Genomic DNA, 12,981 nt, shown 5'->3' with positions numbered 1-12,981 from the left:
TTTACAAAAAATGGTCTTATTATTTGTTGCCCTATGTGTTGTTGTCATGGGGCAATCAGAATATTCCCTAAAATTCCGTGACATTGATCATGGCAACCGTGGAAACAAGCCGGATATGACGAAGGATTTCTACAAAATCAAAGAGGGAATTCAAGATCCTACCAGATCTAATGAGATGTATCAACCAAAATACGGTCGAACAAAACAAAATAAATCCAATTTTACAGCAGGTAAATATGTCATGCTTACACTTGTGGGAGATACAATTCGCTACTCCTACACATATGACAATAACGGAAACAGGCTGACTGAATTGGAGGAAAAATGGCAAAACAATGCATGGGTAAGTTCTTGGAAGTACACTGACACCTACGACAACGATGGAAATATTCTGACGCGGTTGGTTGAGAAATGGCAAAACAGTGCCTGGGTAAATTTCGGGAAGTACAGTTATATCTATGACATCAACGGAAATCTATTGTACGAGCTGTCTGAAAGATGGGAGAACAATGCTTGGGTAAATTACTATCAGGACACTTATAGCTATGACAACAACGGAAACAGGTTGACTGATCTGTATGAAAAATGGCAAAACAATGCATGGGTTTATAACCTTAGGTGGATTTTTACCTATGACAGCAACGGAAATGAATTGACATGGTTGGATGAGAGATGGGAAAATAATAGTTGGGTAAATTACAAGAAGTACACTACTACTTATGATAACAACGGGAAGAAGCTTTCTTACTTGTACGAACTCTGGCAAAATAATGCCTGGGTAAATTCCTGGAAGCACACTTCTACCTATGACAATAACGGAAACTGGCTGACATACTTGTATGAAGTCTGGCAAAATAATGCCTGGGTAAATTCTTATAAGTACACCTATACCTACGACAGCGATGGGAAATTCATTTTTTCTGTATATGAACTCTGGCAAAATAATGACTGGGTAAATTCCGAAAAGAACACTTATTTTTATGACAACAGCGGAAATTGGCTGACTTCCTTGTATGAACTCTGGCAGAATAATGACTGGGTAAATGACAGGAAGAACAGTTATAGCTATGACAACAACGGAAATCGATTGTCTATCCTGCGAGAATTATGGCAGAATAATGCATGGCTAAATTCTGAGAAGTACACCTATTCATACGACAATAACGGAAATACAGTCTCCGGCCAACACTATTCATGGTCAAATAACAGTTGGGTTAGTTCACAAATAAACATCCGTTTTTCATATAACAATGGACAGTCTTATTATTATATTTATTCATCCTCTGCAACAGCAACATACCAGTATATAACAACCGGATTGGAGTATGATAATTCGGACGATATGAATTTCACTCTCTCACAAAATTACCCGAATCCCTTTAACCCTTCAACGACAATAAGTTTTGTTTTACCCCTTACCGGTCATGTAATCCTTGAGTTATTTTCAACTGAAGGGAAGAAAGTAATGACATTGATTAATGAAACCATGAGTGCCGGTAAACATCAGTTTACAATTAATTCCGGTAAATTACCCAGCGGTGTTTACATCTATCGACTAAAAGCGGGACAATTTAGTGACTCAAAGAAACTGATTCTTCTCAAATAATGTTATTAAACGTGAGAAGCGGGCCACCTTTAAAGCCCGCTTTTCTTTCAGAATGAAAAAATAACCTTTCACCCAGATAAGTTCCAGTAGACTCAACCATGGCAGATTAAAGAGTCTGTACCCATAAGCCTCAGTAATTGAATAAGGTTAATTTTTCGAACAAACTGGAATGTACTAAGATACACCCGCTTTTGAGATATTTCAAAGATAATATTGTTCTCGCTTCAACTTACCCTATCCAGGAGATAAGCTAAAAATATTTGACAAAATGTTAGATTTTAGAAAAATCTCTTGACAAATAAATAAATAAAAAAATGTTATTTTTAATTTAGGTTATGTGAGGAATTTTCATTTATTAAAACCGGAGGTATTCTTTTTCTATTAGATAATTATATCAGAGATTCCTACATCATTAAATTTGGTTAGTGAGGGAAAAACAGCCAACTTTTAAATTCTGTACCCGGGATTCTCTTCACTCTATTTAGCTCCTTCGTAACTTGATCTGATAGAGGTCAAACCATTCTACCGTAAACAACACATATATAATTTGTTCAAGCCACTATCGACTTGTTTCTGCTTTTTGTTATGCCTGAAGTTGAACAGGATGATTTTGGATAGTTGAGCTAATTTCATATCCTCTATTGTTGAGGAATTGAAAATACTATTGGTGTATGGTTAACACTTAATAAGGAGAAGAAAAACTATGAGGAAAATTTTTTACTGGCTTTTAATAATCTTGTCTTTGGTGCCCCAACTTTGGGCGCAGAAGATCTATGTTGATGCGATAGGTGATATTGATCCAGGACTTAGTACCGGCAATGGCACGCTTGATATCGTTAAATTGGAATTATCAAATACCTCAACCGATATTTTGTTCAAACTTACGGTTAACGGAAATCTCAGCACAACTGACTGGGGGAAATTCATGATCGGTATTTCTTCAGGAAGTATATTTCCCACTACCAATACCGGGAATGGTTGGGGAAGACCTATTCAACTAAACTCCACCGATGGCGGTATGGATTTCTGGTGTGGTACCTGGGTTGATGGTGGTGGCGGGTCTCAATTGTGGCAGTACAATGGTTCTTGGAACCTAAATTCACCCCTGAGTGAATTTTCTATTACACCTGGCGCACAAAGCATTATTAACATGAAAGTAACATCTGCATCTATCGGTTTGAACGCAGGCGACGACTTCTATTTTGATGTTTACTCTTCGGGAGGTGGAGCTACTGACGGTGCGGTAGATGCTTTGTCAAATCCAGCTGTGACCATAACATCTTGGAGCCAGCCATATACTTCGTCTCCCACAAGTGCCTTATCCTTTTATAAGTTCGCAGCGATCACATTTACAGGCGGGTCAGGATACACCCATGAAGGAGTGCCGGGTTCTATCAACCAACCATTTGGTCGTTTTTATTTGGATGACTTAAATGAAGGTTCTACTCTAACCGGGGCCACGATTAAACTAAACGGAACGAGGACAGGTGTATCGAACTTCAAGCTATGGGCAAGCAGTGATAACATTGATTTCGATCCTTTAACAAGTACTCAGATTGGAACGACTGTGGCCGTAGATCCGGGTGAAGGTAATAATATAGTTTTTAGTTCTTTATCAAAGGCGTTATCGTATTATAACTGGTTCTTCGTTACATGTGATTTAGCTGAGAACGCAACTGGTGCTATCCAGGGAGTTTTGGTTGACAACTCATCACTAACCATTGCGGGGGGGTCCCTTAGTTCCACGATCACTAACGCTACTCTCTCTGGAGGTGCAACTCCCCTCCCCGTCGAACTAACCTCCCTCAATGCTACAATCAGAAACGGTCTTGTTGACTTAAAATGGGAAACTGCAACAGAAGTTAGTAACTACGGTTTTGAAGTTGAGAGAAAATCAGAGGCTTCTGACTGGATCAAGATTGGATTTGTTGAAGGGCACGGTTCCACCAACTCACCAAAATTTTATACCTATTCTGAGAAACCGGTCGGAACTGGAAATATTGCTTACAGATTAAAACAAATTGATAATGATGGCCAGTTTGAATACAGTCCTGAGGTTGAAGTTTTAGTTGATGATCTTCCTAATGGATTTGCTTTGGAACAAAATTATCCTAATCCATTTAATCCTGCGACATCAATTAGATTTGCTCTAAAAGAAGATACCAAGGCAACCTTAAAAGTTTACAATTCACTTGGTTCTGAAGTTGCCACTTTGTTTGATGGTACGGCAGAAACAGGCAGGTATTATGATGTAAAATTTGGTGGAGGTGATCTCGCATCCGGATTCTACATTTATAAACTAGATGCCGGTGAATATGTTTCAGTCAAGAAAATGCTTTTGATGAAGTAAGGCCTCACCACTCCCGAAGAGATGCCTTCGGTATTACTGAAGAGGTGAGAATTCTTGAAAATTTCTTTTAAGCTCCTGAGTAATCGGGAGCTTATTTTATATCTCCATATTACGAAGATGACTTTGATGAAATTAAATTTTAATAATAATGTATCATCCAGTGATTCAAGGCTTGGGCGTTTTCCTTTTTATTACTTTTCATCTTCTTTTGATTTCATTCTGTAAACGCACTATTTTCCTTTAAATCGATTAGACTGACAGATTATTTCTTTTGATTTTTCTTTTATTAAGACTCAATTACCTCATTTTCGGAGGGCAAAGAAAGAAGTTCTTGTAATTTATTGCGTAATTGAATCTCATTCATTTTATTTCTCAAATTTGGCAGACTACAAATGTTCCTGACTCAACACGATGCAAAATCTGCAATCTGTTGACGCATATTTTAAATTTTGGTTAAATATTTCTATTCTACCGTTTCGAATTTACACACAAAGTTAGAGATTTTAATAAAATGAAAAAATTCCTGATCAGAGTAAAGAAACCAAAATCGAAAAGTAAAATTATTGCATGCCCTTATTGAGATTTTGTTTCATGTTTGCTACCGGAGTGAATAAACGACATTCTCCGTACCATTTTTTCGATCGTGCTAATATCCACTGACACCTCCAAATTCTTGACCTCACAATTTTTTTTCAATAAAAACCTTCTTTTTTCGATAAATCGTTTGTTCATATGATGAGAATTTAAGAACTTTAAGTTTCCACTTTTTCATTTATTAACATGACAGGTCCCCCATGAAGAGAATCTTTATCTTCTTCTTTTTAATCGTCCCGTTTGTTGTCGCACAGGGTTTGAGTTTGAACCCCTGGAAAGACTTTAACAGAAACAGTCTGCCATCCGGGCTGGATAAACAGATAACTGTAGAACAGTACAGACTTTTGGAGCTGGATAAATCATCCATTTCTCAGTTTCTTGCAACCGCTCCCCCTGAATTTTCATATACTGCCGGTAAGGTGCCCGTTCTCGAACTCCCGTTGCCTAACGGAAATTACTCCAAATTTGAAATTTATTATTCACCGGTAATGGAACCTGCTCTCGCGGAAAAATATCCTGAAATAAGAACTTATCTCGCAAAATCTATCGATAATTATTCATATTCTGCAAGACTTGACCTTACTCCTCACGGATTTCATGCCCAGATATTCACTTCCGAAGGTACCATCTTTATTGACCCGTATGCAAAAGGAAATTCGATTTTCCACATTTCATATTTCAGAAAAGATTTCTCCCCTTCACAGGATAAATTATCAAAAAGTGTCTGTCTCGTAAATGAAGAATCGCCCGCTCCCCCCTCGGGTGCAAGACTTGCGGCAGGTACACTAAGAACCTACCGCCTTGCCATGGCAGCCACAGGTGAATATACTTCGTTTCATGGAGGTACTGTAGCTCTCGCAATGGCGGCGATAGTTACTTCTGTGAACAGAGTAAACCAGGTTTATGAACGGGATTTTAGTGTCAGAATGATTCTGATTGCAAACAACAACCTGATAGTTTACACCAATGCTTCCACTGATCCATATACCAATAACAATGGTTCGACGATGCTTGGACAAAACATAACCAATCTTAACAGTGTAATCGGATCAGCAAATTTCGATATTGGCCATGTTTTCAGCACAGGTGGCGGTGGTGTCGCCTACCTTGCAAGTGTTTGCGGTTCGAGTAAAGCAGGCGGTGTTACCGGTGGTCCTGCTCCTGTCGGCGATCCTTTTGACATAGATTATGTAGCTCATGAAGTGGGACACCAGTTCGGTGCCAACCATACGCAGAACAACAACTGCCAGAGAAATGCTTCAACAGCTTTTGAACCCGGAAGTGCAGCCACTATCATGGGTTACGCAGGTATCTGCCCTCCCGATCTCCAGAATAACTCCGATGACTATTTCCACAGCGGAAGCATGGCGGAAATTTCAAGTTTCATCGCCGGAACGGGTAACAACTGTGCAGTTTCTGTCACCAACGGAAATGAAAAACCTGTTATCACTTCATTCCCGACAGGTGGATTTACCATTCCAATTAACACACCATTTAAACTTACCGGTGCTGCTTCGGATGTGGATAACACAACTCTGACCTACTGCTGGGAAGAGTATGATTTAGGTCCATCCACACATCCAAACACTCCTTCGGGAAATGCACCTATTTTCAGAAGTTTTGATCCTGTGGTCAGTGGAACCCGCTGGTTCCCGAAAAGAGCCAATGTTTTCAGCGGTACACAGGTTCTTGGCGAAATTCTTCCTTCTTATGCGAGGAACCTGAAATTCAGATTGATTGTCAGAGACAACAATCCGGGTGCCGGAAATTATGCGTTCCAGGAGATGTCGTTTGCCGTGGCAGGTTCGGCTCCCTTTAAAGTTACATATCCTAATACCAATGTTTCGATTCCTGCACTTTCACCTGTTACGGTTACCTGGGATGTGGCAAGCACAAATACAGCCCCTGTCAATTGCCAGAATGTCAATATCAAAGTGACAACCGACGGTGGAAATACATTCACCAATGTTGCCGGACCTGTTCCGAACAATGGTGCTGCAATTGTGAATCTCCCGAATATCCAGACTACTACTGCAAGACTCTATATCGAAGCGGCTGATAATATCTTCTACGATGTGTCTGATGCTAATTTTTCGATCACTCAACCGGTTCCGGTTGAACTCGCTGCTTTTTCGGCAACTTCAAATAACGGGACAGTGGTTCTTGACTGGACGACTGCAACCGAAACCAACAACAAAGGATTCGAGATCGAAAGAAAATCCGGCAACGGTGAGTTTGTAAATATCGGTTTCGTTTCAGGTAACGGAACAACCACTAAAATTTCAAACTACTCATTCAGCGACAAGCCTTTTGCAGCAGGAAGCTATACTTATCGTCTGAAACAGGTCGATTTTGACGGTTCTTTCTCATTCTCGAATGAAGTGAACGCTGACATTTCAAATCCTGATGCCTTCTCTTTATCACAGAATTACCCGAATCCGTTCAACCCCTCAACATCGATTTCGTTCAGCCTGCCTGAGGCCTCGAATGTCAGAATTACGGTGTATGATGTGGTGGGTAATAAAGTGGCAGAACTCGTGAATGGCAATTTTGCAACCGGCTGGCACAAAGTTGATTTCGATGCTTCGAAAATGAACAGTGGAATCTATCTCTATACAATTACGGCACAGTCGGTCAATGGGAAAAGCTTTAGCGCAACCCGTAAAATGATGTTGCTGAAATAGGATGATGGATGACGGCTGATGGCTGAATTCCTGAAGAATTAATAACTCAAGAGCACACAGAGAAGTTTCTTTGTGTGCTCTTTTGATTTTATCGTTTACTCAATTCGCAACACTGTAATCTTTACACGCCTCGGCAATCGCCACCTCCGCCAGATCTGATGGTATCAGACCTTTCATTGTCACATCCTTTGGATCACCATAGTCAAACTTCTTAAAGTTGTCTGCAATTATAATCCCGTCCTCTTCTATGAACTTCACAAATTTCTGATTCATGTTCGGCGTCAGGAAGACCATACAAACAGGCAACAACTCATTATCGGTACCGTTCACCGATGCGACTCCACTTCCAAGAGGTTGCGCCCTGCCGGCATCTATCATATTGTTTTTCAAGTGATGATGCTGCCGGACAACAAGTTTTGATGCCTCTTTTGTCAGTTTTGTTTCGATGACAGCGAGTTTAATGTCATTGTTCGATTTGGCAAATGGTTTTTCTCTCAGCCAAAGTTCGGAGAGATTTACATTTTTTTCGAGTATTATGTAATAATCGGTCGAGTCGACTTTGTGGAGTGAAATGATTATCGATTCCTGGGCATACAGAGGGGTAAACAGTAAAAGCGAAAGGAAAAACGGAATTGATCTGAATTTATTCATGATATGTCTCCGGTTTATTTCGAGTATCTTTTAAAATACTGGACACTCGTCACATGCAAACATAACCATTTATTTGGTTAAAGTCAAGACTTCACATACTGTCTCAAATGGGGCCGGATTATGTGGTACTGTTTTCTATGAAACTTCCGCTATCACAAATTCACTCTTCCCAACAAACACTATCGCAAATGACTTGCAAAAAACCCCTTTGTCAGCAAGTTCTGCTTTATACCTCGAAACCTGATCGAGTGCTTTCTCCTTCTCGGTTTTCAGGTTTTCTTTGCTGCTTTTTTTGAGGTATTTAAGTTCCAAAAGGAAGCTGTCTTTTCCCGGATTAATTTTAGTTGGAATCAGAAGTAAATCCGCATATCCATTATTGTTCTCATACTCGCTTTTTACATAATATGCATTGTTCCCCATCAGCAAAGTCATGAAGATCATCTTGATATTCTTCTCGTTGAAGTTTTGCAGATCGCGATTTGAAAGGTTTTTCAAAACATAATGGACATAAGCAACAAGCTGATCTATCTTCCCTCTTAATGACATCTCTATGATTGAATCAATTATTTTTGATGAATCAAATCTTATGTTTTTGGACATTGTGAAAAGATGCCTGAAATATTCCCAATACATCTGTTTGATTACATAATTCGGAATCACAAATGTGTATTTGCCAAACATCTCATTTTCGATTGTAAGCAAGCCGTTGTAGAATAATAAAGAGACCGCTTCGGTTTTTGTATAGGGCAACTCGAAATTGTATTGAATTGTCAGTTGTTCTGTGGTTCTTTCTGTTTCCAGAACACCCGATATTATTTCATCAGATTCATCTTTTGACAGAGGAGCGAGAATATTCGATATTTTTTTGTAATCAGATGTTACATTTTGATCTGCCATTTCTTTGGGATACTTGAAGTTATCAGCGAATCTTGACAAAAATGTAATTACCATTTGAGGATTGTATAATCTCTCAGTAGTTTCTGAAGAGAATTTACTGCCGTTATACCACGAACGCATATCTGAAATTACCGTCTCAATATCGAACTTTCCCTCTTCATAGATGGTATTTTCAATCATACCCCAAAGTTCTGATTCAGTAAATCCTGCCGTATTGTGGAATTTGTAGTCAAGTGTGATGTTTTTTGCGACATTAAATCCGCTCGTCATGCTGTCGAGTGTAACGGGAGTTACTCCTGTTGCAAAGAACCGGTCGATTATTCCGTCACCCATGAACTGTTTGATTACCTCATAAAACTTCCTGACCCATCCGTTGCGGGAAACAACTTCCTTGAAATGAACTTCGTCGAAGGAGAATAATTCATTCGTAAAATGGTCATATTCGTCGATCAAAAGATAAATTTTCCCCTCTGATCTGTATTTTTTAAATATCAACATAAAATTTCTTAACAGCTCACTGCTGCCATCAATATTCAAATACTCATTAATTTCCTGTTCACTACTTATACCGTATGTGTACATGAAACCTTTAAGAGCAGTCCTTATTTCGACTTCAAACTTCTTCTTGATTTCTTCCCTGACATCTGTACCTATTCCGCTGAAATTGAAGCTTAATATATAATAACTGTTTTTTAGGGGGGTTGTATTTCCCGGTTGCCCGATGAAGTATTGGCCGAACAACTCATCAAATCTTTCCCGGTATTGAATGCCGTAATAATATTCAAGCATGGAAAGGGTGAGAGATTTCCCGAATCTGCGCGGACGAAGAAAAAACACATATTTATCGCTGATCGACTCTAAAGTCCTGATATATTTCGTCTTGTCAACAAAATAAATATTCTCTTCTATCAAACTTGCATAATTTGAGGATTTTGATGGTATTCGCTTCTTCATTCTTCGGCTCATAAATTTCTCTGAATCATTAGGGAAATATAATAAAAAAACCCGGCTGTTAACCGGGTCTTAATAACTACTGTCTGATTCTGAGATGAAGTTCCTTCAACTGGTCATCGGAGACCAGTGACGGGTTGTCATCCATAAGTGAAATTGCGTTTGCAGTTTTGGGGAAGGCAATAACTTCGCGAATCGATTTCTCCCCGCAGAAGATCATGCACAGACGGTCAAATCCGAATGCGATTCCGCCGTGAGGTGGTGCACCATATTGGAACGCACCCATCAGGAAGCCGAATTTTTCTTTTGCGTCCTCTTCGGTGAATCCGAGAGTTTTGAACATCTTAGCCTGCAACTCCGAATCATGAATTCTGATACTGCCACCGGCAATTTCATTCCCGTTGAGAACCAGATCGTAAGCCTGCGCTCTGACAGCAGCAGGATCGGTATCCATCAACGCCACATCTTCCATGTTGGGGGAAGTGAATGGATGATGCATTGCATAATATCTGTTGGTCTCTTCATCCCATTCGAACAGAGGGAAATCCTTAACCCACAAAAGTTTCGGTTCTGATTCCGCTGTGACGAGATTGAGTCTGCGTGACATCTCCAGACGAAGGTTGCCCATAAGTCCCAGGGTTTTGTATTTCCTGCCACTGAGGATAAGGATAAGATCGCCCGGTTTGGCGCCAAGTTCACTTACCATTGCCTCTTTCTCGGTATCGGTAAAGAACTTCATCGTCGGGGACTCAAGTCCATCTTCCTTTACACGAATCCAGATCAGTCCGCCTGCACCCTGTTTCTTAATGAAGTCAGTTAGCACATCAAGCTGATTTCTTGTGTAGTCACCGCATCCGGGAGCAACAAGTCCGGTTATGATTCCTTTTGACTCAATAGTGTCTTTGAAAACTCTGAATTCCGTGCCTGCAAACACTCCGTTGAGGGTTTTCATTTCAAGGTCGAAACGAAGATCAGGCTTATCGGAGCCGTATCTTGTCATAGCCTCTTCATAGGTGATTCTCGGAATCGGGGTTTCAAGCTCTCTCCCCCAGATCTCCTTGTAAAGCACTTTCATCAGTCTTTCAAAAGTCTCAAATACAAAATTTTGATTGATGAACGACATTTCAACATCTATCTGAGTAAACTCAAGCTGACGGTCGGCTCTCAAGTCTTCATCCCTGAAGCACTTTACAATCTGAAAATATCTGTCGTAACCTGCAACCATGAGAATTTGTTTGTACTGCTGAGGAGACTGTGGAAGAGCATAAAACTTCCCTTTGTGCAGACGGCTCGGCACAAGGAAATCTCTTGCCCCTTCCGGGGTTGATTTCATAAGTATCGGTGTTTCCACTTCCACAAAACTGTTTTCATCAAAAAACTTTCTTGTTACCTGATACATTTTGTGGCGAACAAGCATGTTTTTCTGCATGGCGGGACGGCGAAGATCGAGATAACGATACTTCAACCTCAATTCCTCATGAACATCAATGTCGTCTTCAACTGGAAATGGTGGTGTCTTCGCTCTGTTCAGAATCAGGAGGTTGTCAACCATTACATCGACAAATCCTGTTGGAAGTGCAGCGTTCTCTGTTCCTTCAGGTCTCTTACGAATGGTTCCCTCTATCGAGATCACATATTCCGATCTTAATTCTTTTGCGTGTGCATGTGCATCAGCGTTGAAAGTATGATCAAATACAACCTGGGTTATTCCGTATCGATCCCGCAGATCAATAAAAATTACTCCACCGAGGTCTCTTCTAACAGCCACCCAGCCGTTCAATACTACTTTCTCGCCTATATTGCTCTCCCGAAGCTCTCCGCAATTGTGTGTTCTTAACTTAAATTCCATCGGATATCGTTTACTCTTCTTTATTTCAAAAAAACTTGACTTTAAATTTACTTAATAATGAATTGATGTGAAAACATAAATTCGATGCCTGTACCGGATGCTGTTCAACTACGACACAGGTACATGATTAGTACACTCTGTCGCCCGAATAGATAAATCCCCGTTCTACACAGGTAATTCATGTTTACGATGCATCTGCTCCTTCATGAGAAGTACAACCAGACAGAGCACCCCGGCAACACCTCCCGAAATCAAAAACGGGAATTTTGACCCAAAGGCATCCCAGAGAACTCCTGTGGTTACGGAGCCCGCCATCACAGCAAAACTCTGCAACATCGTCAGCAACCCGATCGCAGATCCCCTCGACTCATCAGGAACGAGATCAGAAACCCATGCTTTTACTATCCCCTCTGTGGTTGCGGCGTATATTCCATAAAGGGTAAAAAGTCCAAAAATCACATAAATATTGGAAAGAAACGCAAATCCCGAATAAACGATCGCAAACAGAAACAGTCCTGTTGCAAAAACCTTTCTCTTACCAAGTTTATCGGAAATTATTCCTGCGGGATAGGAAAATGATGCATAGACCAGATTGTAGAAAATGTAGCCAATTATTGCCAGCAGTTCTGAATTTGACTCTTTTTGAGTCTTTAGAATAAGAAAGACATCACTGCTGTTTACAAAGGAAAAAAGAACAACAATTGCCAAAAGAAATTTGTATTGTGTACCCGCATTCTTCAGAAAAGCAAGGTAGTTTGATTTTGGTTTCGATTTCCCCTCAACAAACCTGTCTTTAACCAGCAGTGTGGAAACAACCGCAAAAACGGACGGAATAAACGCCACCAAAAAGACAAGTGTGTAGTTTTCGGGATAAAAATAGAGGAGAACCAGTGCAACAACAGGTCCCAATGCCGCTCCGAGAGTATCCATTCCGCGATGAAAACCAAAAACAGCCCCCGAATTCCCATCGGAATGACTTGCAAGAAGTGCATCACGGGGAGCAGTTCTGATCCCTTTCCCGATTCTGTCAGCAATTCGCGAACCAATCACAGTCCCGATACCGGGAATCAAACCGGGTAGCGGTTTTGCAACTGCCGACAATGAATATCCTATAGTCACAAAGATTGATCTTTTCCGTAGCCTGTCGGATAGCATCCCGAAATATCCCTTAAGGAATCCGGCAATCACCTCCGCAATCCCCTCGATAACACCAACCAAGGCCATCGAGGCACCGAGAGTTGCAGTCAAAAAAATCGGTGTTACGGGATACAGCATCTCACTCGCAATATCAGTGAAAAGACTCACCATCCCAAGTATCACCACCTGCCGCGAAATTGTTTTCTTCATTATTTCATTTTCTTCAAATTTTCAAACCTCAAACTTCAAATATTCAGCCATC

Annotated in this window: 7 protein-coding genes; 3 read left to right on the top strand and 4 right to left on the bottom strand. The window is 40.5% G+C overall.

Annotation, left to right across the window (positions count from 1 at the left end; translation table 11 throughout):
- Positions 1–46 precede the first annotated feature (46 nt).
- The 3 genes from LCH52_13970 (at position 47) to LCH52_13960 (ending at position 7,234) form a co-directional block, all read left to right on the top strand.
- Positions 47–1,606, top strand: coding sequence for a T9SS type A sorting domain-containing protein (locus tag LCH52_13970; protein ID MCA0389592.1), 1,560 nt, complete (start codon positions 47–49; stop codon positions 1,604–1,606).
- Positions 1,607–2,351: 745 nt separating this feature from the next.
- Positions 2,352–3,956 (top strand): T9SS type A sorting domain-containing protein, encoded by a 1,605-nt coding sequence (locus LCH52_13965; protein ID MCA0389591.1) that lies wholly within the window; start codon positions 2,352–2,354, stop codon positions 3,954–3,956.
- Between the two features lie 794 nt (positions 3,957–4,750).
- Positions 4,751–7,234: a M12 family metallo-peptidase gene (locus LCH52_13960; GenBank protein ID MCA0389590.1), complete on the top strand. Its 2,484-nt coding sequence runs from the start codon at positions 4,751–4,753 to the stop codon at positions 7,232–7,234.
- A gap of 99 nt (positions 7,235–7,333) precedes the next feature.
- Here the strand turns inward: LCH52_13960 and LCH52_13955 are convergent, their stop codons facing one another.
- From LCH52_13955 to LCH52_13940, 4 genes are all read right to left on the bottom strand, one after another.
- On the bottom strand, positions 7,334–7,885 hold the full coding sequence (locus tag LCH52_13955) for a hypothetical protein (GenBank protein MCA0389589.1): 552 nt from the start codon (positions 7,883–7,885) through the stop codon (positions 7,334–7,336).
- A gap of 135 nt (positions 7,886–8,020) precedes the next feature.
- Positions 8,021–9,736, bottom strand: a complete 1,716-nt coding sequence (locus LCH52_13950; GenBank protein ID MCA0389588.1) for an ATP-binding protein — start codon at positions 9,734–9,736, stop codon at positions 8,021–8,023.
- A gap of 76 nt (positions 9,737–9,812) precedes the next feature.
- A complete protein-coding gene (aspS, locus tag LCH52_13945; protein MCA0389587.1) occupies positions 9,813–11,582 on the bottom strand; it encodes an aspartate--tRNA ligase in 1,770 nt (589 codons plus the stop codon).
- A gap of 165 nt (positions 11,583–11,747) precedes the next feature.
- On the bottom strand, positions 11,748–12,929 hold the full coding sequence (locus LCH52_13940) for an MFS transporter (protein ID MCA0389586.1): 1,182 nt from the start codon (positions 12,927–12,929) through the stop codon (positions 11,748–11,750).
- Positions 12,930–12,981: the final 52 nt, after the last annotated feature.

This window comes from Bacteroidota bacterium (assembly GCA_020161395.1).
In the GTDB taxonomy this organism is placed as follows: domain Bacteria; phylum Bacteroidota; class Ignavibacteria; order Ignavibacteriales; family Ignavibacteriaceae; genus UTCHB3.
Note: the sequence above shows the minus strand (reverse complement) of the source record. Positions and strands in the feature narration are given on the sequence as shown.